Here is a 23,114-nt window from a genome sequence, read left to right as displayed (position 1 = left end):
GCAATGCCGGGCGCCAGTCACGGAGCCCGGTAAACGATAACGGCTTAGTTCAGGTGCTCGACACGGATCCGTACAACCGGACCGACCACACCCGCCAAGGCTTCCAAAGCGGCGATCGCATCGTTGATACGCTGCTCCACCACGCGGTGGGTCAGCAGGATCATCGGTACCAGGCCATCGTGCTCCTCGGCTTCCTTCTGCATGATCGACTCGATGTTGATGCCGCGCTCGGACAGGATGCTGGCCACTTGGGCCAGGACGCCCGGATGGTCCTTGGCCTGGATTCGCAGGTAGTACGCGCTTTCGCAGGCATCGATCGGCAGGATCGGGTGCGCCGACAGCGAATCCGGCTGGAAGGCCAGGTGCGGAACGCGGTTTTCCGGGTCCGAGGTCATGGCGCGAACCACGTCTACCAGGTCGGCAATCACCGACGAAGCGGTCGGCTCCATGCCGGCACCCGCACCGTAGAACAAGGTCGAACCGGCGGCGTCGCCGTTGACCATCACCGCGTTCATCACGCCGTTGACGTTGGCGATCAGGCGATCGGCCGGGATCAGCGTCGGGTGCACGCGCAGTTCGATACCCGCCGCGGTGCTGCGCGCCACGCCCAGGTGCTTGATGCGGTAACCCAGCGCTTCGGCGTAGTTCACGTCAGCGGTGGTCAGCTTGGTGATGCCTTCAGTGTAGGCCTTGTCGAACTGCAGCGGGATGCCGAAGGCGATGGAGGCCAGAATCGTCAGCTTGTGCGCCGCATCGATACCCTCAACGTCAAAGGTCGGATCGGCTTCGGCGTAACCCAGGGCTTGCGCTTCGGCCAACACGTCTTCGAAGGTCCGGCCTTTCTCGCGCATCTCGGTGAGAATGAAGTTGCCGGTGCCGTTGATGATGCCGGCCACCCAGTTGATGCGGTTGGCGGACAGGCCTTCACGGATCGCCTTGATCACCGGAATGCCGCCGGCCACGGCCGCTTCGAACGCAACAATCACGCCCTTCTCGCGTGCCTTGGCGAAAATTTCATTACCGTGAACGGCGATAAGCGCCTTGTTCGCGGTGACCACATGCTTGCCATTCTCGATGGCCTTGAGTACCAGCTCGCGGGCAACGGTGTAGCCGCCCATCAGCTCTATGACGATGTCGATCTCAGGGTTCGTGGCCACTTCGAAGACATCGGTGGTAATCGCAATACCGGTCGTTTGGAACTGAGGCTTTGGCGTGCGCATGGCAATTTGTGCCACTTCGATTCCACGCCCGGCACGACGAGCAATTTCCTCGGCGTTGCGCTGAAGTACGTTGAAGGTACCGCCACCGACGGTCCCTAACCCACAGATGCCTACTTTGACCGGTTTCACTGTGAACTCCCCATAAAACGGCCGACTCAAGGCCGGCCGTGAAAACAGCCGCATACTCGCGGCTCTCTATTGATGGCCCGGCTGGAACTGCCGCCGGACCACGCTCGTCAATGAACGACGCGAATTACTTGGCACTCAGCGCCAGTTTGGCGACTTGTGGCGCCGGCTGGTAGCCCGGAATCACCTGACCGTCCGCCAAAACGATGGCCGGTGTGCCGTTCACGCCAATCGACTGGCCGAGGGCGAACTGCTTGGACACCGGGTTATCGCACTTGGCGGCCTTGATTTCCTTGCCGTCGACCATCTTGTCCATGGCCGCTTTCTTGTCTTTCGAGCACCAGACCGCCTGCAGTTGCTCGTCACCCGGCGAACCCAGGCCCTGGCGCGGGAACGCAACGTAACGCACTTCGATGCCGCGCTTGTTCAGCTCAGGCACTTCGGCGTGCAGTTTGTGGCAGTACGGGCAGGTTGTGTCGGTGAACACGGTGATGTGCGACTTGGTTTCGCCGATGGCAGGGTAAACCACGGTTTCCGCGACAGGGATTGCGTTGACCAGTTTGGAAACGCCCAGGCGCTCGGTCTTCTCGGTGAGGTTGACCGGTTTGCCGTCCTTGAGCTGGAACATGTAGCCCTGGACCACGTACTGGCCGTCGGCGCTGGCGTAGAGCACACGGCTGCCTTGAAGCTTGACTTCGTACAGACCTGGCAGAGGGCTGGCGGAGATGCTTTCTACCGGTACTTCGAGCTGGAGGTTTTCCAGGCTTTTACGAATGGCTTTGTCAGCCGCGTCATCGGCGACGGCAAAGGTGCTGACCAACGCAATGGCGGCGGCGGCGAAAATCTGGGTCAGACGCATGAGAACTCCTGAAGGCGGACAAATGAGACACTCAGAACGCCCGTGCCGAAACACCGGGTCATAAACGCCCATCGTGCAAACCGGCAAAGCCTACCACATAAGGCTCGTGTGGCCGACTCCCGGTGATGCAAGGCATTGCAGACCGCTTTTCTGTGGGAGCGAGCCTGCTCGCGAAAGCGGTGTGTCAGCCAAAGATGATTCGGCTGGTCCACCGCATTCGCGAGCAGGCTCGCTCCCACAGGGGACATCATTAGCCGCGGGGATGATGTTTGGCATGCAAATCCTGCAAACGCGCCCGCGCAACGTGGGTATAGATTTGGGTAGTCGACAGGTCGCTGTGGCCGAGCAGCATCTGCACCACTCGCAAATCAGCGCCGTGGTTAAGCAAATGCGTGGCAAAGGCATGGCGCAAGGTGTGCGGCGACAACGACTTGCCAATCCCGGCGACCTTGGCCTGGTGCTTGATCCGATGCCAGAACGTCTGGCGGGTCATCTGCTCGCCGCGCTGGCTGGGGAACAACACATCGCTGGGCCGGCCGCCGAGCAGTTCACCACGACCATCGCGCAGATAGCGTTCGACCCAGACGATCGCCTCCTCGCCCATCGGCACCAGCCGCTCTTTGCTGCCCTTGCCCATCACTCGCAGCACACCCTGGCGCAGATTGACCTGCTCCAGTGTCAGGCTGATCAGCTCCGTCACCCGCAGGCCGCAGGCGTAAAGCACTTCGAGCATGGCGCGGTCGCGCTGGCCGATGGCTTCGCTCAGGTCCGGTGCTTTCAGCAGTGCTTCCACATCAGCTTCCGACAAGGATTTGGGCAACGGCCTACCCAGCTGAGGCATATCGATGCGCAACGTCGGATCGACAGCGATCAACTTTTCCCGCAGCAAATAGCGATAGAAGCCACGCACGCCAGAGAGAAATCTTGCGGTGGAACGGGGCTTATAGTTTTGCTCCAGGCGCCAGGCCAGGTGATCGAGGATCAATTCGCGTCCGGCGTTGCTCAGCTCCAGGCCTTTTTCCTGCAGCCAGCCATTGAACAGTGCCAGGTCGCTGCGATAGGCATCGCGGGTGTTGTCGGAAAGGCCTTTTTCCAGCCAGAGGGCGTCGAGGAACTGGTCTATCAGGGGATGATCGATGGCGGGCATAAAGGCTCAGGCAGGACCGGCAACACGGTCAACGAAGATAAATCGCAGGCAACAAAAAAGCAGCCCGTAGGCTGCTTTTTTCTGCATCGGAAGCTGGACTTAAGCCAGTTTTTCCTTGATGCGAGCCGCTTTACCCGACAGGTCACGCAGGTAGTACAGCTTGGCTTTACGTACGTCACCGCGACGCTTGACAGCCATGCTGTCGATTTGCGGGGAGTAGGTCTGGAAAGTACGCTCTACGCCAACACCGTTGGAGATTTTACGCACGGTGAATGCACTGTTTACGCCGCGGTTACGCTTGGCGATTACAACGCCTTCGAACGCTTGCAGACGCGAACGGTCGCCTTCCTTCACTTTCACCTGAACGACAATGGTGTCGCCCGGGGCAAAGGTAGGGATCTCTTTGGTCATCTGCTCTGCTTCGAGTGCAAGGATGATTTTGTTAGTCATGCTGTGCTCCTAAGGTAAATCGTCGGATCTACCATCGATACGTTGTTAACTATCGTCCCGCTCGCGGATGTATTCCTCGAGCAGCTTCTTCTCTTCTCCAGAAAGCGAGCGGCTTTCCAGAAGATCGACGCGTCGTTCAAAGGTCCGACCAAGGGACTGCTTTAAACGCCAACGCCGGATGTGCGCGTGATTGCCACTTAGCAATACGTCGGGAACACGCTGATCCGCATACACCTCCGGTCGGGTGTAGTGCGGGCAATCCAGCAAACCATCCGTAAAGGAATCTTCCTCGGCGGAGTCCGCATGCCCTAAAGCTCCAGGCAGCAGTCGTGTAACCGCATCGATCAAGACCATCGCCGGCAGCTCGCCGCCAGACAGTACATAGTCGCCAATCGACCACTCTTCATCGACATGAGCATCAATAAAACGCTCGTCAATGCCTTCATAGCGGCCGGCAATCAGGATCAATGCATCCAGATTCGCCAACTCGCGCACCGCCGACTGAGTCAGTTGACGGCCTTGGGGGGACAGGTAAATAACCTTCGCGCCCTCCCCGGCGACTGCCTTGGCCTCAACCAGAGCATCTTCCAGGGGCTTGATCTTCATCACCATGCCCGGACCACCGCCAAAAGGGCGATCATCCACAGTGTGATGTCGATCCGTCGTGTAGTCTCGCGGGTTCCAACAGGTGAGCTGCAACAGCCCCTGTTTCACCGCCCGACTGGTGATGCCGTACTCGCTGATGGCGGAGAACATCTCGGGAAACAAACTGATCACTTCTACGCGCAAATTAGCCACGCTTAGAAGTCCGCATCCCAATCCACCTTCATCTCGCCTGCGACCAGGTCGACGGCCAACACGCATTGCTCGGTATAGGGCAACAGGCGTTCGCGATCATCCAGGCTGCCAGCGCAAGGCTTGACCACCATTACATCATTCGAGCCGGTCTCCAGCAGGTGATCGATCTTCCCGAACAATTGTCCGAGGGTGTCGATGACCTTGAGACCTTCCAGCTGGTACCAGTAGTACTCGCCGTCGGTCAGTTCAGGGAACAGGTTGCGCGGCACGCAGATCTCATAACCGGCCAGAAGACGAGCTTCTTCACGATCATCAAGACCCTTGAGCTTTGCGACCAGGAACTTGTCGTTCCCGCGTCCGCTGACCAGCTCTACCTGCTTTACATTACCGTCACGCTTGAGCGTCCAGGTTTTGTATTCCAGCAGGTTCTTAATCGGATCAGTAAAGGAATACACCTTCACTTCGCCGCGAACGCCGTGAACCGAGTAAATCTTGCCGATAACGATCAAATCATCAGCAACAGCTGGCGTCGCGTTCATATTGCTCAGGCCGCAGCCTTAGCAGATTCCTTCAACAACTGAGCAACGCGCTCAGAAGGTTGTGCACCAACGCTCAGCCAGTAGGCTACGCGCTCTTGGTTCACGGACAGACGAACTTCTTGACCACGAGCAACAGGGTTGAAGAAACCAACCTGTTCCTTGTGCGAACCGTCACGCGGGTTGCGGGAGTCGGTTACGGTCAGGTGGTAAAACGGGCGCTTTTTGGAGCCGCCAAGGGCAAGACGGATTGTTAGCATGTGAACATCGTTCCTGTAGTCGGTGCTGCAAATCTAAAGGCACAGCGGGCATAGGTGCCCGAAAGGCCGCATATTCTAAGGAATATCCGGACTTTTGCAAATGACTTTTTCCGGCTGCCTATCGGCCGCCATCAAGATTTGCTATAGAGCCGTCGTTGAAAACGGCCAGTCAGCTCCCGCCAAGTGCGGGTTTGCTGGAGATCCCGCTTCCTTGCGGGTCTGCGCCGGCGCGATGACCGGCGCGGATTCTTTACATTTTCGGCATGCCGCCGCCGGGCAACATACCGCCCATGCCGCGCATCATCTTGGCCATTCCGCCTTTCGTGGAGAATTTCTTCATCATCTTCTGCATCTGCTTGTGCTGCTTGATCAAGCGACCGATGTCCTGCACCTGGGTGCCGGAGCCCATGGCGATACGACGCTTGCGCGAACCGCTGATCATCTCAGGGTCGCGGCGCTCGGCCGGGGTCATGGAGTTGATGATGGCTTCCATCTGCTTGAACTGCTTTTCTGCCGCACCCTGGGCGTTGCCCATCTGCGCCAGGTTAACACCGCCCATGTTCGGCAGTTTGTCCATGAGGCCGCCGAGGCCGCCCATGTTCTTCATCTGTTGCAGCTGATCACGGAAGTCTTCGAGGTCGAAGCCCTTGCCCTTCTTCAGCTTCTTGGCCAGCTTGTCGGCCTTGTCCTTGTCGAGGGTCGCTTCCGCCTGCTCGATCAGGCTGAGCACGTCGCCCATGCCGAGGATGCGCGAGGCGATACGCTCAGGGTGGAACGGGTCGAGCGCTTCGCTCTTCTCGCCCATACCGATGAACTTGATCGGCTTGCCAGTGATGGCTCGCACCGACAGGGCGGCACCGCCACGGGCATCGCCGTCGACCTTGGTCAGGATCACGCCGGTCAGTGGCAGCGCATCGCCGAAGGCCTTGGCCGTGTTGGCGGCGTCCTGGCCGGTCATGGCGTCGACCACGAACAACGTTTCTACCGGGTTGATCGCGGCGTGCAGCGCCTTGATCTCGCCCATCATCTCTTCATCGATGTGCAGGCGACCGGCGGTATCGACGATGACCACATCGATGAATTTGAGTTTTGCTTCTTTAATAGCCGCTTGCGCGATCTCGACCGGCTTCTGGCTCAGGTCGGACGGGAAGAAGGTCACACCCACTTCACCCGCGAGCATTTCCAGCTGTTTGATCGCCGCTGGACGATAAACGTCCGCGGACACGACCATGACCGACTTTTTCTTGCGCTCTTTAAGGAAGCGCGCAAGTTTGCCGGCGGTGGTGGTTTTACCAGCACCCTGCAAACCGGCCATCAGAATGACCGCTGGCGGCACGGCGCTCAGGTTCAGGTCTTCGTTGGCCGCGCCCATCAGGCTTTCGAGTTCGGCCTGGACGATTTTCACGAAGGCCTGGCCTGGCGTCAGGCTGCGCGACACCTCGGTGCCGACAGCGCGTTCCTTGACCGAATTGACGAAGTCCTTGACCACCGGCAGGGCGACGTCGGCTTCGAGCAACGCCATGCGCACTTCGCGCAGGGTGTCTTTGATGTTGTCCTCGGTCAGCTTGGCCTTGCCGGTGACGTGGCGCAGCGTCTGCGAGAGACGGTCGGTTAAGTTTTCAAACATTGCGCGATCCTTTCAGGCCCTGTGTAGACCGGGATAATGGCGGCCCAGACCGGACTAAACTTGTGCTCGGCGAGCCTGCGGCGTGGGCAGGTCGCGGATTATAGCGAAGACTGCGTCTGGCGGACACCTCGCACTTTCGTGTCGCGTGGGTTCTATGCCAAACTCAGCGCCTTTCGGGCTTGCCTAACAGGACTTATGCTCCCCTTGTCACCCAGTTTGCTGACCACCCTCGCCGCCGCCTGCTTATATGCCGCTGCGACTATCTATCAAGGCACTCGCCTGGCCACCGGCGCCAAGGCCAACAAGCGCCTGCTGGTTACGCTCGGCGTGCTTGCGGTGCTGGCCCACAGTGCCAGCCTGGTGACCCACCTGCTGACTCCGATTGGCCTGGGCCTGGACTTTTTCAGCGCCGCCAGCCTGATCGCCGCCGCGGTCATCGCCCTGACGCTGCTGGCCTGCTCACGGATTCCGGTGGAGAACCTGTTGGTGCTGCTGTTCCCCCTGGGCGCGTTGACCGCGCTGCTGGCGCAGTTCGCCCCCGCCGGCACCGTGCAGATCATCGACGAAGCGCCAGGCATTCTCGCCCACATCCTGTTGTCGATCCTCGCCTACGGCATGTTCACCATCGCGGTGTTCCAGTCCTTGCTGCTGCTGCTTCAGGATCATCAGCTCAAGCACAAGCACCCGTCCGGGTTGATCAAGAACTTCCCGCCGCTGCAAACCATGGAAAGCCTGCTGTTCGGCTTCCTCTGGGCCGGCTGGACGCTTCTGTCGCTATCGCTGATCTCCGGCTGGCTGTTTGTCGACAACCTGTTCGCCCAGCACCTGGTGCACAAGACCTTGCTGGCCTGCCTGGCCTGGATCGTCTTCAGCGTGCTGCTCTGGGGCCGTAACCGCCTTGGCTGGCGCGGGCACAAGGCCATCCGCTGGACCCTGGCCGGTTTCTGCCTGTTGATGCTGGCGTATTTCGGCAGCAAGCTGGTTCGTGAATACATCCTGCATATCTGACGGGCGGCAATAATGGACGACTTGCCCATAGGGCCGATGCTTGCAGTAGTGGCCTTGCTGATCTTATGGTCGGGCCTGTTTACTGCCATAGAAGCCGCGCAGCAGCATTTGCTGGCCCAGCGCACAGCCTCGCGCGCAAGCGACAAACCGTTGGCCCGGCTGAGTTTCCCCCTCGTCAGCCTGATTTTCTGCAATACCCTGTGCCGCGCCCTGGTGCTGGTCATCTGTACCTTGCTGGCGATTTTCACCTGGGCCGAAAACGGCCCGTGGCTGGCCTGTCTCGGCGCGGGTGCCCTTCTATTGATCCTGGCCGACTACCTGCCCCGCGCCCTCGCCGCCCGTCATCCGGACGCGATCCTGGCCTTGGGCAACAACTTGCTGGCCATACCCCTGAAGCTCATCTACCCGGCGGCGTGGCCGCTCAACGCCATCAGCCAATTGCTGATGCGCCCGTTCGCCCGCAAAGCCAACGTCGTGCAACAGAGCGAAGACGAGCCTGCGCCGCAGCGGCACGACCCTTACGGCCATCACGGCGGCCATCACGAGCATGCCGTCAGCCGCCCGCACCCGCTGCCCGGCATCCATGCGCTGGACAACATCACGGTCAACGACATTCTGGTGCCGCGCAGCGAAGTCGACGGGATCAACCTCGACGACCCGATCGAAACAATCATCGAGCAACTGCGCCACAACCAGCGCACGCGCCTGCCGGTGTTCCACAGCGACATCAACCAGGTCGAAGCGGTGCTCAATACCCGGCAAATCGGCCACTTGCTCCCCGACGGCAGCCTGACCCTGGAAGCGTTGCTGGCGGCCTGTCGCGAACCGTATTTCGTCCCTGAAAGCACCCCGTTGCAACTGCAACTGCTGAATTTCCACAAGCAGCAGCGGCGTCTGGGCATGGTGGTCGACGAATACGGTGAAGTACTGGGCATCGTCACCCTGGAAGACATTCTCGAAGAAATCGTCGGCGAATTCGAAAGCCAGCAGAGCCTGGACAACCCGCATATCCATCCACAGGCCGATGGCCGCCTGGTAATCGACGGTGCCGCCTCGATCCGCGACCTGAACAAGAGCCTCGGCTGGCACCTGCCCAGCGACGGCCCGAAAACCCTGAACGGCCTGGTGACCGAAGCGCTGGAAACCATCCCGGATTGTCCGGTATGCCTGAAAATCGGCCGCTATCGCCTGGAAATTCTCGAGACTGAAGACAATCGTGTCACTCGGGTGCTGATCTGGCACACCAACCCGGCTCCCACTGCGTTACCCGCCCATTAGATTTGCACTTGTTGAATCGTTAGCCACCTTCCTATAATCGAGGCGCTTACCCAAGCCTCGCCGCCCCGTGCTTACCCCGCACACCGCAAGTTCCGGCCTGACCATCAGAAACGTCCGCTACCAACCGACGCCTGCTCCTACCTGGAACAGCGACCGCGCCTTCACCCACATCCCTGGGTATTCGACCATAATAATTCGCTCCACTGGGGCACATGACTGTCAGGGATTACCGCATGACTACCAGCACGACGTACAACGACTCCACCCCCGCACAACCGGTGAACTCCGCCACCCGCGTGGCCACCGCGAGTTTCATCGGCACGGCGATCGAGTTCTACGACTTCTATGTGTATGCCACCGCAGCCGCGCTGGTGATTGGCCCGGTGTTCTTTCCACAGACCTCCGGCACCGCGCAGATGCTCTCGGCCTTCCTCACATTCGGCATCGCATTCCTTGCACGACCGTTGGGTTCGGCGTTGTTCGGGCACTTTGGCGACCGCATCGGCCGCAAATCGACCCTCGTCGCGTCCCTGCTGCTGATGGGCGTGTGCACCACGCTGATTGGCGTACTCCCGGGTTACGACAGCATTGGGGCCTGGGCACCGATCCTGCTGTGCGTGCTGCGCTTCGGTCAGGGCCTGGGACTGGGCGGCGAATGGGGCGGCGCCGCCTTGCTCGCCACGGAGAATGCGCCCAAGGGCAAACGCGCCTGGTTCGGCATGTTCCCGCAACTGGGTCCCTCCATCGGCTTTCTCGCGGCTAACGGCCTGTTCCTGACCCTGGCCATGTCCCTGGACGACGAACAGTTCCGCTCTTGGGGCTGGCGGATTCCCTTCCTCCTCAGCGCCGCGCTGGTGATGGTCGGCCTGTACGTGCGCCTTAAACTCCACGAAACACCGGTGTTCGCCAACGCCATGGCGCGCCAGGAACGGGTGAAGATCCCGCTGGTGGAGCTGTTCAGCCAATACTGGTTACCGGTGTTGCTGGGGGCTGGCTCGATGGTGGTGTGCTATGCACTGTTCTACATCTCGACCGTGTTTTCCCTGAGTTACGGCGTGGCGACGCTCGGCTACAGCCGCGAAACCTTCCTCGGCCTGCTGTGTTTCGCGGTGCTGTTCATGGCCGCTGCCACCCCGCTCTCAGCCTTGGCCAGTGACCGTTACGGGCGCAAACCGGTGCTGATCATCGGCGGTGTGCTGGCAATCCTGTCCGGCTTCCTGATGGAGCCGCTGCTGACCCAGGGTTCGACCTGGAGCGTGGCGCTGTTCCTGTGCATCGAACTGTTTCTGATGGGCGTAACCTTTGCGCCGATGGGAGCGCTGCTGCCAGAGCTGTTTCCGACCCACGTGCGTTATACCGGCGCATCGGCGGCCTACAACCTGGGCGGGATCGTCGGGGCTTCGGCAGCACCGTTCTTCGCGCAGAAACTGGTGGCGATGGGGGGATTGAGTTATGTCGGCGGGTATGTGTCGGGGGCGGCGGTGCTCAGCTTGATTGCTGTGCTGTGCCTGAAGGAGACGCGCAATAACGATTTGAATCGGGTTTCTTAAGAAAAAGCAAAAGCTTCGCGAGCAGGCTCGCTCCCACATGGTTCTGGTGATCCAATGTGGGAGCGAGCCTGCTCGCGAATGGCTCCGACTCGGTTTAGAGCTCTACCACGACAGCCTGAGCAGCACGGGTCGCCTTCGCCCGAGCCGCTTCGATCGACTCATCGCGAGCCAATGCCACACCCATCCGGCGCTGGCCATTCACTTCAGGCTTGCCAAACAGACGCAACGCCGTATCCGGCTCGCTCAACGCCGCGCCCAGGTTGGCGAAAGCGGTCTGGGTCGACTGGCCTTCCACCAGAATGACGGCAGAGGCCGATGGTCCGAACTGACGGATCAACGGGATCGGCAAACCGAGGATCGCCCGTGCATGCAGGGCGAATTGCGACAGGTCCTGTGAAATCAGGGTCACCAGACCGGTGTCGTGCGGACGCGGCGACACTTCGCTGAACCACACCTGATCACCTTTGATGAACAGCTCGACGCCAAACAGGCCACGGCCACCCAAAGCCTCGGTAACCGCCTTGGCCACGCGCTCGGATTCAGCCAGGGCGACCGGGCTCATGGCCTGCGGCTGCCAGCTTTCCTGGTAGTCGCCCTTCTCCTGGCGATGGCCGACCGGCGCGCAAAAGGTGGTGCCGCCGACGTGACGCACGGTCAGCAGGGTAATTTCATAATCGAAATCGATAAAACCTTCGATGATCACCCGGCCTTTACCGGCACGCCCGCCTTCTTGGGCGTAATCCCAGGCAGTCTTCACGTCATCGACGCTGCGCAGCAGGCTCTGCCCCTTGCCCGACGAGCTCATGACCGGCTTGACCACGCACGGGAAACCGAGATCCTCGACGGCCTTGCTGTAGTCCTCGAAGGTGTCGGCGAAGTGGTAAGGCGAAGTCGGCAGGTCCAGCTCTTCGGCGGCCAGGCGACGGATGCCTTCGCGGTTCATGGTCAGCTGTGCAGCTCGCGCGGTGGGGATCACGGTGAAGCCTTCGGACTCCAGATCCACCAGGGTCGCGGTGGCAATAGCTTCGATTTCCGGCACGATGAAGTGCGGCTGCTCGGCTTCGATCACCGCGCGCAGGGCCGCACCATCGAGCATGTTGATCACGTGGCTGCGATGCGCCACCTGCATGGCCGGCGCATTGGCGTAGCGATCCACGGCAATCACTTCAACGCCCAGGCGTTGCAGCTCGATCACCACTTCCTTGCCCAGTTCGCCACAGCCACACATCAATACGCGGGTCGCGGTGGGCGACAATGGAGTTCCGATACGGGTCATCTCAAGTCCTCAAGAAGCGGATCATCGAGGGATGCGGCGCCTGGCGCGCTTCCCATGGGGAGAAAGCGCGGCATTTTACATGAACCGCAGGGTTTGGCTTCAGCTTGCGCAAGCGCCAGGCCGTGATCAGCCATACGGCGTGACGCCGGCGAATTCCAGCCAAACACAAAATCCCCTTACTGACCGTAATGCTGTTCACTTAGGCGCGGGCCGCACATTTGTGGCGAGGGGATTTATCCCCGTTGGGTCGCGAAGCGCCCCCCCTGCGTTCATTCAGACTGACTGAGTTGTTTGGTTTTACGACTGCTTCGCAGCCGAGCGGGGATAAATCCCCTCGCCACAAGGGCCCCACACTTAAATGAAAAGCATTACCTTACTGACCGGGCGTCTTGCCGATCATCCACACCAACCCACTGGCCTTGGCCCGCTCATGGCACAACCCCAGCACCGTGCGGCGCTCTTCGTTGGTCATGCGGCTCCAGCGGGTAATCTCCTCGACCGTGCGCTGACAGCCCGTGCAAATGTCATCGTCGTCCAGTGCGCAAATGTTCACGCAGGGCGATGGCACTGGTCGTTCGGTCGCAGTCATTGTTCCTGCTCAGCCAGATCGCGTGCATAACGCTGGGCGTTATGCACATAGTGAGCGGCGCTGGCTTCCAGCATCTTTTTCTGCTGTTCGGTCAGCTCGCGCACCACCTTGCCGGGTGAGCCCATGACCAGCGAACCGTCGGGTATCTCCTTGCCTTCGCCGATCAACGAATTGGCGCCGATGATGCAGTTCTTGCCGATTTTCGCGCCATTGAGGATCACCGCATTGATACCGATCAGGCTGTAGTCACCCACGGTGCAGCCGTGCAGCATGGCGTTGTGGCCGATGGTCACGCCGGTACCGATGGTGAGCGGGTAACCCATGTCGGTATGCATCACGGTGCCATCCTGGACGTTGCTGTTCTTGCCGATCAGGATCAGCTCGTTGTCGCCCCGGAGCACGGCGTTGAACCAGACGTTGGCGCCCTCTTCCAGTTTGACCTTGCCCACCAGCACGGCATTGGGAGCGACCCAGCTCTGTGGGTGGGTCTCGACACGGGCGTCGCCCAGGCGGTATTTCATCTTGTTGTCCTCAAGGCTCAGGCAGCGGCGTGTTCAGGCCATTCGAGTGATGGCTTCAGGTATTGATAAAACTTTTGGGCGGTAAGTGCAGGCTGATTTTCGCGTCATAGAGCAGATTGATCAACTCGACGATCATGATCGCCGTCAGGCCCCAGATCTTGAATTCGCCATAGCGATAACTCGGCACGTACCAACTACGCCCCTGGTAATCGATGCGATGGGTATGCTCACGCGGGTCCTTGCGGAAGAACTCCAGGGGCACACTGAACACGGCAGCGATCTCGGCATCGTTGGCCCGGTATTCGACGAAATCCGGAATCACCCCGACATAAGGCGTGACCTTGATGCCGTGCAGGGAGATCAACGGGCTCAGCGGGCCGATCACTTCGACCAGGCCCGGTGGCAGGCCGATCTCTTCTTCGGCTTCGCGCAGGGCGGTAAAAATCAGGTCGGGGTCTTCGGGGTCGCGTCGACCACCGGGGAAGGCGACTTCGCCACCATGGGTCGAGAGCCCGCTGGCGCGCAGGGTCAAGACCAACTCCGGCTCGTCACTGCGGGTAATCGGCACCAGGACGGCGGCCTCGGGGAAACGTCGGTCGGTCTCCAACGTACTCGGTGTGTGGTGACTTACCCGATGCAGTAGCTCGTCCAGCATGAGTGTTCTCGATCAGTGCCTTACCTGCATCATGCACCAATCGCTTCGGTCGCCCAACCCCCCGGACAGTGGCATGTCGCGAAACGACAACTTGCCGACAGCCACCGCCGCACGCCAAGATAGGCCCAGCATTCAGGAACCCAAGCATGAAATTTTGCAGTCAGTGCGGCAACCCGGTGACCCAACGCATTCCCGAGGGCGATTCACGCCTGCGTTTTGTCTGCGACAGCTGTCACGCCATTCACTACCAGAACCCCAACATCGTCGCCGGTTGCGTGGCGACCTGGGGCACCCAGGTGCTATTGTGCCGCCGCGCCATCGAGCCGCGCCGTGGCTATTGGACCCTGCCCGCTGGCTTCATGGAAAACGGTGAAACCATCGAGCAGGCGGCCATTCGCGAGACCGCCGAGGAAGCCTGCGCCCGGGTGCGCAACCTGAGCATCTATACGCTGATCGATGTGCCGCACATCAGCCAGGTGCATGTATTCTTCCGCGCCGAGCTGGCGGACCTGGATTTTGCCGCAGGTCCCGAGAGCCTGGAAGTGCAACTATTCGACGAAGCCGACATCCCTTGGGACGAGCTGGCTTTCCGCACGGTGGGCCGTACCTTAGAATGCTTCTTCGCTGATCGACGGACCGAGATCTACCCCGTGCGGTCCGAATCGATCCCGCCGCTGGTTCAGCCTGTCATCAGTTGATGTCATCTTGGTATCATCGCCAGGCGCACAACGATCGTCCGAACACGGCCCGAACCTTCGGCAGCGCCTGCAAAAACACCTATAAATATATATATAGTCGCGACACCTCCTGGGGAATCGTTTCAATGCGCTGGTTGCTTGCCCTGTTCTGCTTGTCGTTCGTCACGGTGTCCCAGGCTACTGCCATGGAGCCCCCGGACGGCAAGGTCATCGAGAAAGTCCTGGTTCTCAAGTCTGCCCATCAATTGCAGTTGATCAATGACGGCAAGCCGTTCAAGACCTATCGCATTTCCCTGGGTAAACGGCCCAAGGGGACGAAGCTGATGGAAGGCGACAAACGCACGCCAGAAGGTTTCTACTGGATCGACTGGCGCAAGGTCAGCGACCGCTTCAACCTGGCGATGCACATTTCCTACCCGAACATCAGTGATTCCGCCCGCTCACGACGTGAAGGTGTAGATCCCGGTGGCATGATCATGATCCATGGCACCCCGGACACCGAAGAAAACCCCGAGCACCTGTTCCACACCCTGGACTGGACCGACGGCTGTATTGCCATGCGCAACATGGACATGCGCGAAATCTGGAACATGGTGCCGGACGGCACGATGATCGAGATTCGCCCTTAATATGCCGGATGGGCGTTCCCATGCCGTGGGAACGCTGCCCGGTTTGCCCTGCGCGCCATGCCTGCAACAGGCAGATGTCCAGGACCTGTCCAGATCCTGAACGCTCCCCGAATATCCCCTCCCCCATTGAAACCACCAAAGGCCTGCCCCATCTAAGACCCATACCCCATTGCGCAGGTGCCCCATGAGCGACCAGCAAGCCTTCCCCGAAGACCCTAGCGAATACGCCGACCCGGAAAACGCCGAACACCACGCCCCAGGCAAGGGTCTCGCCCTGCCCGGCCAGAACCTGCCGGACAAGGTCTACATCATTCCGATTCACAACCGCCCCTTCTTCCCGGCCCAGGTCCTGCCGGTCATCGTCAATGAAGAACCCTGGGCTGAAACCCTCGACCTGGTCGCCAAATCCGAGCATCACTCCCTGGCCCTGTTCTACATGGACTCCCCCCAGGAAGACCCGCGCCATTTTGATACCTCGGCCCTGCCGCTGTACGGCACCCTGGTCAAGGTGCACCACGCCAGTCGCGAAAACGGCAAATTGCAATTCGTCGCCCAAGGCCTGACCCGTGTGCGCCTCAAGACCTGGCTCAAGCACCATCGCCCGCCGTACCTGGTGGAAGTCGAATACCCGCACCAACCCACCGAGCCGACCGACGAGGTCAAGGCCTACGGGATGGCGCTGATCAATGCGATCAAGGAACTGCTGCCGCTCAACCCGCTGTACAGCGAAGAGCTGAAGAACTACCTCAACCGCTTCAGCCCCAACGATCCATCGCCGTTGACCGACTTTGCCGCCGCACTGACTTCGGCGACCGGCAGCGAACTGCAGGAAGTGCTCGACTGCGTGCCCATGCTCAAGCGCATGGAAAAAGTCCTGCCGATGCTGCGCAAGGAGGTCGAGGTCGCGCGCCTGCAAAAAGAGATTTCCGCCGAAGTGAACCGCAAGATCGGCGAGCATCAGCGCGAATTCTTCCTCAAGGAACAACTCAAGGTCATCCAGCAGGAGCTGGGGCTGACCAAGGACGACCGCAGCGCCGACATCGAACAATTCGAGCAACGCCTGACCGGCAAGGTGCTGCCGTCGCAGGCGCAGAAGCGCATCGAAGAAGAGATGAACAAGTTGTCGATCCTCGAGACCGGTTCGCCGGAGTACGCGGTCACTCGCAACTACCTCGACTGGGCGACATCGGTGCCGTGGGGCGTGTTCGGCGAGGACAAACTCGATCTCAAACACGCGCGCAAAGTACTGGACAACCACCATGCCGGCCTTGACGACATCAAGGACCGCATCCTCGAATTTCTCGCGGTTGGTGCCTACAAGGGCGAAATCAGCGGTTCCATCGTGCTGCTGGTGGGGCCGCCGGGCGTGGGTAAAACCAGCGTCGGCAAATCCATCGCCGAATCCCTCGGCCGACCGTTCTACCGCTTCAGCCTAGGCGGCATGCGTGACGAAGCCGAAATCAAGGGCCACCGACGTACCTACATTGGTGCGATGCCGGGCAAACTCGTGCAAGCGTTGAAAGACGTCGAAGTGATGAACCCGGTGATCATGCTCGACGAAATCGACAAGATGGGCCAAAGCTATCAGGGTGACCCGGCCTCGGCGCTGCTGGAAACCCTCGATCCGGAACAGAACGTCGAATTCCTCGACCACTACCTCGACCTGCGCATGGACCTGTCGAAGGTCCTGTTCATCTGCACCGCCAACACCCTGGATTCGATTCCCGGCCCCTTGCTGGACCGGATGGAAGTGATCCGCCTGTCGGGTTACATCACCGAAGAAAAAGTCGCCATCGCCAAACGCCACCTGTGGCCGAAACAGCTTGAGAAGGCCGGGGTATCCAAAGGCAGTCTGAGCGTCAGCGACACCGCCCTCAAAGCGCTGATCGACGGCTATGCCCGTGAAGCCGGGGTCCGCCAGTTGGAGAAAAACCTCGGCAAACTGGTGCGCAAAGCCGTGGTGAAGCTGCTTGAAGATCCAGAAGCGGTGATCAAAATTGGACCGAAGGACCTCGAATCGTCGTTGGGCAAGCCGGTGTTCCGAAATGAGCAAGTGCTGTCAGGGACGGGTGTGATCACAGGTTTAGCCTGGACCAGCATGGGCGGTGCGACCCTGCCGATCGAAGCCACGCGCATTCATACCCTCAATCGCGGTTTCAAGCTCACCGGGCAATTGGGCGATGTGATGAAAGAGTCCGCAGAAATTGCCTATAGCTACGTCAGCTCCAATCTGAAGTCGTTTGGCGGTGATCCGAAATTCTTCGACGAAGCGTTCGTGCACTTGCACGTACCGGAAGGCGCCACCCCGAAAGACGGCCCGAGCGCCGGTGTGACCATGGCCAGTGCCTTGCTTTCGCTGGCGCGCAACCAGCCGCCGAAAAAAGGCGTGGCCATGACCGGGGAACTGACGCTGACCGGGCATGTACTGCCGATTGGCGGGGTGCGTGAGAAGGTGATTGCGGCGCGGCGGCAGAAGATCTTTGAGTTGATTTTGCCGGAGCCTAACCGTGGGAGCTTTGAAGAACTACCGGATTACTTGAAGGAAGGGATTACCGTGCACTTTGCCAAGCGTTTTGCGGATGTGGCGAAGGTGTTGTTCTGACAATGATGTAGCGCCCGCGAGGGTGCCATCGCGGGCAAGCCCGCTCCCACAGTGAAATGCGTGAACATAAATTTGGTGTTCACCAAGGCCCCTGTGGAAGCAGGCTTGCCCGCGATGGCTTCAGCCCTGTCACCGCCCTCCTTCGGTGGCTGTCACACTTTGTCTCATCTTCAGTTATGCTCGCCGTTCGTCGTGAACGCCGGAGCCGCTGAGCCTATGTCCCCTACTCGCCTGTTTGTCCCCCTCGCACTCGCCTTGCTGGCCGCATGCGCCACGCAACCTGCGCACAACGTGACCGTGGAAAAACAAAGCGAATGCCCGGTGAAGCTCACCAGTGGGCAAAACCTGATCCTGACCCTGCCGAGCAATCCGACCACGGGTTACCGCTGGTCGATCCAGGATTCGGCCGGTGGCGTGTTGCGCGCGCTCAGCCCAGAGGTCTATAGCAATCCCGAAGATGCTGGCGTTGTGGGTGCTGCCGGTGTTTCGACCTGGCGATTCCAGGCGTTCGCCACTGGCGCGGGACGTTTACGCCTGACCTCGCAACAACCTTGGGCACCGGAAGTGCTGCCGGTGGATGCCTTCGACTGCGCCATTTCGGTCAACTGACCGTGGGCTGGCTGGTTCTGGCGCTGATGGGCGCAGTGACTTTTCTCTATGGCCTGAGCGTGCACGCAGCGCTGCTTTGCCTGCTGGTCAAGCCGCTGCCCGTCCTGGCCCTGCTCGGCTGGCTGCACGATGCACCACCCGGCGAGTATCGGCGCTGGATCAGTCTTGGATTGATTTTCTCCCTGCTCGGCGACGTGTTGCTGGCATGGCCGGGGGATTTGTTTGTGTTCGGCCTCGGGGCGTTCCTCGTCGCCCATCTGGCCTATCTGAAAGCTTATTTGACTGACTGCAGACGGTTGGCCGTGTTGCCACTGATCCTGGCCCTCGGCGTCGGCGCGGTGCTGCTGGGGATACTGATTGCCCATGGACTGGGGCCATTGCTGATTCCGGTGATCGTCTATGGCCTGGCAATCAGCGCCATGCTCTGGCGTGCGCTGGCTCGACTCGGCACCGACGTGCCCAAGCGTTCAGCGCTGCTTGCCGCAGCCGGGGCCGTGGCGTTTGTGTTTTCCGATAGCGTGATTGGTATCAGTCGATTTGTGTTGCCGTTCGAGGCTGCGGCCTATGTGATTATCCTCAGTTACTGGCTGGGGCAATGGGGCATCACGGCATCGGCGTTCGATCAGAAACCGCGCTGATCCCATCGCGAGCAGGCTCGCTCCCACAGAGGACGGTGATCAACCTGTGGGAGCGAGCTTGCTCGCGATAGCAATATCACTGACAGCGAAGGTTCCGAGGCCTGTCCCGCCGGTTTATCAGACAACCCGCGCATCCCCGCGCCAACTTGGCTAAAATGCCGGCCTTTTCCACCGATACCGCCGGAACCGCCGTGAGCAAAGAATCCGATCGCCTTTTCGCCCAGCCTTTGGCCCAGGTGCCTGACTTCGCCTTTAACGAGGATGTGGTGCGGGTGTTCCCGGACATGATCAAGCGCTCGGTGCCGGGTTACCCGACCATCGTCGAAAACCTCGGTGTGCTCGCCGCGCAATTCGCCCAGCCCAACAGTGTGCTCTACGACCTCGGCTCGTCCCTGGGCGCTGTGACTCAGGCGCTGCGTCGACATGTGCGCACCGACGGTTGTCGCGTTATCGCTGTGGATAACTCCGCGGCGATGGTCGAGCGATGCCGTGAGTATCTGAACGGCCAGGACTCGATGTTCCAGGAGTTGCTACCGGTGGAAGTGATCGAAGGCGACATCCTCGCCCTCGAATTCAAACCCGCCTCGGTGGTGGCGCTGAACTTCACCCTGCAATTCATTGCTCAGGATCAGCGTACGGCGTTGCTGTCGCGCATCCACCAGTCCCTGTTGCCCGGTGGTGCACTGATTCTCTCGGAAAAACTGCGCTTTGAAGACGAACAGGAGCATGCGCTGCTCACCGACCTGCACGTCGCCTTCAAGCGCGCCAACGGCTATAGCGAACTGGAAATCGCCCAGAAGCGCAGCGCCATCGAAAACGTCATGAAGCCCGACAGCCTCGAAGAACACCGCGAACGCCTGTTGGCCGCCGGGTTCTCGAAAGTCGTGCCGTGGTTTCAGTGTCTTAACTTTGCCTCGTTGATTGCCTTGCCATGATTGATCTGTCTCCCCTCGCCCGCCGCCTGGCCGGAACACCGCTGGCCGAATGGGCCAACACTCTGCAAGCGCAACTCGACAAGAAAATGGAAAAAGGCCATGGCGACCTCGAGCGCTGGCAAAGCGCACTGGACGCCCTGCCAAAGATCCAGCCGAGCGAAGTCGACTTGTTGAACGGTTTGAAGCTGGACACCGATTGCGACGACGCTACTCGGGCGCAGATGCGCACCGCGCTGATGGGCTTGTCGCCGTGGCGCAAAGGTCCGTTCGATCTGTTCGGCGTGCATGTGGACACCGAATGGCGATCGGACTGGAAGTGGTCGCGCGTTGCCCCGCACCTGAACCTGAAGGGCAAACGCATCCTCGATGTTGGCTGCGGTAACGGGTACTACATGTGGCGCATGCTGGGTGCCGGTGCGGACAGCGTGATCGGTGTCGATCCGAACTGGTTGTTCTTCTGTCAGTTCCAAGCGGTTCAGCGTTACCTGTCCGAGCCGAATGCCTGGCACCTGCCATTCCCTTTCGAAGACCTGCCGCCGAACCTCGAGGGCTTCGACACCGTGTTTTCCATGGGCGTGTTCTACCACCGTCGCTCGCCGATCGAGCATTTACTGGCGCTGAAGGATTGCCTGGTCAAGGGTGGTGAACTGGTGCTCGAAACCCTGGTGGTCGAAGGCGACAAACATCAGGTGCTGGTGCCGGAGGATCGCTATGCGCAGATGCGTAACGTGTGGTTCCTGCCGTCGGTGCCGGCCCTGGAGTTGTGGTTGCGGCGCGCCGGATTCACCGATGTGAAATGCGTGGACGTGAGCGTGACCACGGTCGAGGAACAGCGCGGCACGGAATGGATGAAGTATCAGTCGCTGAGCGACTTCCTCGATCCCGAAGATCACAGCAAAACCATTGAAGGGCTGCCAGCGCCGATGCGGGCTGTCATTGTTGCTCGCAAGTAAAAACCCGATCTCCAAATCACCGGAGATCTCCTTGTGGGAGCGAGCCTGCTCGCGAATGCGGTAGCTCAGTCAGCATCTCTGTTGAATGTTAAACCGTCTTCGCGAGCAGGCTCGCTCCCACAAAGGCTAGGTGTTTAGTCTGCAGGTTTGGCTCGCCGGGCCTTGAAGAATTCGCTGAGCACCGCCCCACACTCCTCCGCCAACACCCCGCCCTCATACAACACCCGGTGATTCAAAAAGCCCTGGGTAAAAAACTGCCCCTGACTCTGCACAATCCCGGCCTTGGGCTCCAGCGCGCCATACACCACCCGCGCAATCCGCGAATGCACGATCAAGCCTGCGCACATGCTGCACGGTTCCAGCGTCACATACAGCGTACTGCCCGGCAGGCGATAGTTGCTGACGGCTTGAGCGGCGGCACGGATGGCGACCATCTCGGCATGAGCACTCGGATCGCTGCCGCTGATCGGGCAATTGAAACCACGGCCGATGATTTCACCGTCCTGCACCAGCACCGCGCCCACCGGCACTTCGCCTAGCGCTGCGCCTTGTGCAGCCAGCGCCAGGGCTTCGCGCATGTAGTCACGATCACGGCTGCGGTCGATGATTGCGGCGGGACGAATCTGACGCATCACGCCACCTCGATGGCGGCCATCAGGCCGGTTTCCATGTGATCGATCACATGGCAATGGAACATCCACACCCCAGGGTTATCCGCCACCAGCGCCACTTGCGCACGCTCGTTCTTGCCCAACAAATACGTGTCAGTGAAATACGGGATGACCTTGTGCCGGTTCGAGGCGATGACTTTGAAGCTCATGCCATGCAAGTGAATCGGATGCTGATATTGAGTCATGTTCTTCAATTCAAAAATGTAGCTTTTGCCCTTTTCCAGCTTGGCAATCGGGCGGTCGGCGCAGGTCTTGTCGGTGATGTCCCAGGCCTTGCCGTTGATCTGCCACAGGCTTGGCGGCTTGCCGTTGTCGACGTTGACCGACACCGAGCCGACCCATTCGAAATTGAAGTTGAGTTTCTCGGCATTGGCCAGGTCCGGTTCCGCTACCGGGTTGGCGGGCAGTGCCGCAGGCCATGCAGTGGGCGCGTCGGTGTTGGCCACGGAGCGGAACGTGCCCAAACGAACCGGGCCGTTGCGCAGGGATAACTCTTCACCCGCCGGCGGTGCCTTTATCGCCAGACAAATACGCATACCCGGGCCGAGCCAGTACTCTTTGCCCAGCGGGCGCGGTTCGACGGGGTTGCCGTCCAGCGCATAGATCTGCGCTTCGACGCCCGGAATGTTGAGGCGATAGGTCAGCGTGTTATCGAGGTTGAGCAGACGCACGCGAGTGATCTGCCCGGCGGGCAAGTCGATTACCGCTTGCGGAACACCGTTGATCGTCGACAGACGCCCCGCCGTACCGCCTCGGGCTGCTTCGCGAGGAATGCTGAAGTCGACAAAAGCGCCCTGCTCATCGACATGCCAGTTCTTCAAGCTCAAGGTTTTCTCATACTTGAAACCGGTCGGCTCGCGCTCCTCGACGATCAGCGGGCCGACCAGCCCGCGCCCAAGTTCTTCGCTGCTGCTCACGTGCGGGTGATACCAGTAGCTGCCGGCATCCGGCACGCGGAATTTGTAATCGAAGTATTCACCGGGCAATACCGGCAACTGCGACACGTAAGGCACACCGTCCATTTCCAGCGGCAGGCGGATGCCGTGCCAGTGAATGGTGGTTGCCACCGGCAGATGATTGATGAAGCGCACCCGCAGCCATTCGCCCTGGCGCACACGCAATTCGGTACCCGGCGCCGACGGACCGAACGCCCAGGCTTCGGTTTTGTGCCCGGCCACCAGTTCGATGTCCAGCGGCGCCGCAATCAGCTCATAGTCGTGGCCCGCATCAGCGTCGGCCATCTTGCCCAGCCAGTAACGCGACGCGCCTCCTGCTCCCACGCCAACGACAACAAGACCAGCCAGGCCACCGAGGACTTGGCGACGGGTAAAGGACATGAACTCAACTACCTCACGTATCAGCGACAGGCCCACAGGCCTGAAAAGGCGAATACGATACACCTGCGGTTGAGAAACAGTAAGGGCGGCGCGGCGACTGGTCACAGTCTGATCCGCGCTGACCGTTTATCCATGCGTATAT

24 protein-coding genes are annotated in these 23,114 nt (G+C 60.2%); 10 read left to right on the top strand and 14 right to left on the bottom strand.

What is annotated here, in order from left to right:
* Positions 1-44 precede the first annotated feature (44 nt).
* The 8 genes from ACA054_RS05390 to ffh form a co-directional block, all read right to left on the bottom strand.
* Complete coding sequence (locus tag ACA054_RS05390; RefSeq protein WP_046820355.1) at positions 45-1,349, bottom strand: homoserine dehydrogenase; 1,305 nt, start codon at positions 1,347-1,349, stop codon at positions 45-47.
* A gap of 124 nt (positions 1,350-1,473) precedes the next feature.
* Complete coding sequence (gene dsbC, locus ACA054_RS05385; protein ID WP_008057812.1) at positions 1,474-2,205, bottom strand: bifunctional protein-disulfide isomerase/oxidoreductase DsbC; 732 nt, start codon at positions 2,203-2,205, stop codon at positions 1,474-1,476.
* 250 nt (positions 2,206-2,455) lie between these two features.
* A complete protein-coding gene (gene xerD / locus ACA054_RS05380; RefSeq protein WP_497688499.1) occupies positions 2,456-3,352 on the bottom strand; it encodes a site-specific tyrosine recombinase XerD in 897 nt (298 codons plus the stop codon).
* Between the two features lie 99 nt (positions 3,353-3,451).
* Positions 3,452-3,802: a 50S ribosomal protein L19 gene (rplS, locus tag ACA054_RS05375; RefSeq protein ID WP_003175895.1), complete on the bottom strand. Its 351-nt coding sequence runs from the start codon at positions 3,800-3,802 to the stop codon at positions 3,452-3,454.
* A 45-nt stretch (positions 3,803-3,847) separates the two neighbouring features.
* The gene (trmD, locus tag ACA054_RS05370) at positions 3,848-4,600 is read right to left on the bottom strand and encodes a tRNA (guanosine(37)-N1)-methyltransferase TrmD (protein WP_008057805.1); all 753 of its coding nucleotides are present in this window, start codon (positions 4,598-4,600) and stop codon (positions 3,848-3,850) included.
* 2 nt (positions 4,601-4,602) lie between these two features.
* On the bottom strand, positions 4,603-5,139 hold the full coding sequence (gene rimM / locus ACA054_RS05365; protein ID WP_046820360.1) for a ribosome maturation factor RimM: 537 nt from the start codon (positions 5,137-5,139) through the stop codon (positions 4,603-4,605).
* A 5-nt stretch (positions 5,140-5,144) separates the two neighbouring features.
* Entirely contained in the window at positions 5,145-5,396 is a 252-nt protein-coding gene (gene rpsP / locus ACA054_RS05360; RefSeq protein WP_003198088.1) for a 30S ribosomal protein S16, read from the bottom strand.
* Positions 5,397-5,646: 250 nt separating this feature from the next.
* Positions 5,647-7,023: a signal recognition particle protein gene (gene ffh, locus ACA054_RS05355; protein ID WP_497688498.1), complete on the bottom strand. Its 1,377-nt coding sequence runs from the start codon at positions 7,021-7,023 to the stop codon at positions 5,647-5,649.
* A 195-nt stretch (positions 7,024-7,218) separates the two neighbouring features.
* Between ffh and ACA054_RS05350 the strand changes: the two genes are divergently transcribed.
* From ACA054_RS05350 to ACA054_RS05340, 3 genes are all read left to right on the top strand, one after another.
* Positions 7,219-8,031 carry a cytochrome C assembly family protein gene (locus ACA054_RS05350; protein ID WP_497688497.1) on the top strand — a complete coding sequence of 271 codons (813 nt, stop codon included), beginning with the start codon at positions 7,219-7,221 and terminating at the stop codon, positions 8,029-8,031.
* Positions 8,032-8,043: 12 nt separating this feature from the next.
* Positions 8,044-9,309 (top strand): transporter associated domain-containing protein, encoded by a 1,266-nt coding sequence (locus tag ACA054_RS05345; RefSeq protein WP_497688496.1) that lies wholly within the window; start codon positions 8,044-8,046, stop codon positions 9,307-9,309.
* Positions 9,310-9,542: 233 nt separating this feature from the next.
* On the top strand, positions 9,543-10,859 hold the full coding sequence (locus ACA054_RS05340) for an MFS transporter (protein WP_497688495.1): 1,317 nt from the start codon (positions 9,543-9,545) through the stop codon (positions 10,857-10,859).
* A 94-nt stretch (positions 10,860-10,953) separates the two neighbouring features.
* Here ACA054_RS05340 and purT read toward each other — a convergent pair whose 3' ends face one another.
* The 4 genes from purT to ACA054_RS05320 form a co-directional block, all read right to left on the bottom strand.
* Entirely contained in the window at positions 10,954-12,135 is a 1,182-nt protein-coding gene (purT, locus tag ACA054_RS05335; protein ID WP_497688494.1) for a formate-dependent phosphoribosylglycinamide formyltransferase, read from the bottom strand.
* A 373-nt stretch (positions 12,136-12,508) separates the two neighbouring features.
* On the bottom strand, positions 12,509-12,724 hold the full coding sequence (locus tag ACA054_RS05330) for a DUF1289 domain-containing protein (protein ID WP_497688493.1): 216 nt from the start codon (positions 12,722-12,724) through the stop codon (positions 12,509-12,511).
* Positions 12,721-13,245, bottom strand: coding sequence for a gamma carbonic anhydrase family protein (locus ACA054_RS05325; protein ID WP_212625688.1), 525 nt, complete (start codon positions 13,243-13,245; stop codon positions 12,721-12,723). The genes ACA054_RS05330 and ACA054_RS05325 overlap by 4 nt, the downstream gene beginning before the upstream one ends.
* 55 nt (positions 13,246-13,300) lie before the next feature.
* A complete protein-coding gene (locus ACA054_RS05320; RefSeq protein WP_497688492.1) occupies positions 13,301-13,900 on the bottom strand; it encodes a CoA pyrophosphatase in 600 nt (199 codons plus the stop codon).
* Positions 13,901-14,046: 146 nt separating this feature from the next.
* Here ACA054_RS05320 and ACA054_RS05315 point away from each other — a divergent pair, with 146 nt between their 5' ends.
* The 7 genes from ACA054_RS05315 to cmoB all read left to right on the top strand — a co-directional run bounded on the left by ACA054_RS05315 (position 14,047) and on the right by cmoB (position 20,964).
* The gene (locus tag ACA054_RS05315; protein ID WP_497688491.1) at positions 14,047-14,598 is read left to right on the top strand and encodes an NUDIX hydrolase; all 552 of its coding nucleotides are present in this window, start codon (positions 14,047-14,049) and stop codon (positions 14,596-14,598) included.
* Positions 14,599-14,723: 125 nt separating this feature from the next.
* Positions 14,724-15,227: a L,D-transpeptidase family protein gene (locus tag ACA054_RS05310; RefSeq protein ID WP_497688490.1), complete on the top strand. Its 504-nt coding sequence runs from the start codon at positions 14,724-14,726 to the stop codon at positions 15,225-15,227.
* Positions 15,228-15,411: 184 nt separating this feature from the next.
* Positions 15,412-17,829 carry an endopeptidase La gene (gene lon, locus ACA054_RS05305; RefSeq protein WP_497688489.1) on the top strand — a complete coding sequence of 806 codons (2,418 nt, stop codon included), beginning with the start codon at positions 15,412-15,414 and terminating at the stop codon, positions 17,827-17,829.
* A 216-nt stretch (positions 17,830-18,045) separates the two neighbouring features.
* Positions 18,046-18,438: a protease inhibitor I42 family protein gene (locus ACA054_RS05300; RefSeq protein WP_497688488.1), complete on the top strand. Its 393-nt coding sequence runs from the start codon at positions 18,046-18,048 to the stop codon at positions 18,436-18,438.
* A gap of 2 nt (positions 18,439-18,440) precedes the next feature.
* Positions 18,441-19,076: a lysoplasmalogenase gene (locus tag ACA054_RS05295; RefSeq protein WP_497688487.1), complete on the top strand. Its 636-nt coding sequence runs from the start codon at positions 18,441-18,443 to the stop codon at positions 19,074-19,076.
* A gap of 155 nt (positions 19,077-19,231) precedes the next feature.
* Positions 19,232-20,011, top strand: coding sequence for a carboxy-S-adenosyl-L-methionine synthase CmoA (gene cmoA / locus ACA054_RS05290; protein WP_497688486.1), 780 nt, complete (start codon positions 19,232-19,234; stop codon positions 20,009-20,011).
* Complete coding sequence (gene cmoB / locus ACA054_RS05285; protein WP_497688485.1) at positions 20,008-20,964, top strand: tRNA 5-methoxyuridine(34)/uridine 5-oxyacetic acid(34) synthase CmoB; 957 nt, start codon at positions 20,008-20,010, stop codon at positions 20,962-20,964. Before cmoA ends, cmoB begins: the two co-directional genes overlap by 4 nt.
* Before the next feature lie 134 nt (positions 20,965-21,098).
* Here cmoB and tadA read toward each other — a convergent pair whose 3' ends face one another.
* Together tadA and ACA054_RS05275 are read right to left on the bottom strand one after the other, a co-directional pair.
* Positions 21,099-21,596, bottom strand: a complete 498-nt coding sequence (tadA, locus tag ACA054_RS05280) for a tRNA adenosine(34) deaminase TadA (protein WP_497688484.1) — start codon at positions 21,594-21,596, stop codon at positions 21,099-21,101.
* Positions 21,596-22,972 (bottom strand): multicopper oxidase family protein, encoded by a 1,377-nt coding sequence (locus ACA054_RS05275; protein ID WP_497688483.1) that lies wholly within the window; start codon positions 22,970-22,972, stop codon positions 21,596-21,598. The genes tadA and ACA054_RS05275 overlap by 1 nt, the downstream gene beginning before the upstream one ends.
* Positions 22,973-23,114 lie beyond the last annotated feature (142 nt).

The organism is Pseudomonas sp. LBUM1653 (genome assembly GCF_059716115.1).
This window is presented reverse-complemented; position numbering and strand designations above follow the sequence as displayed.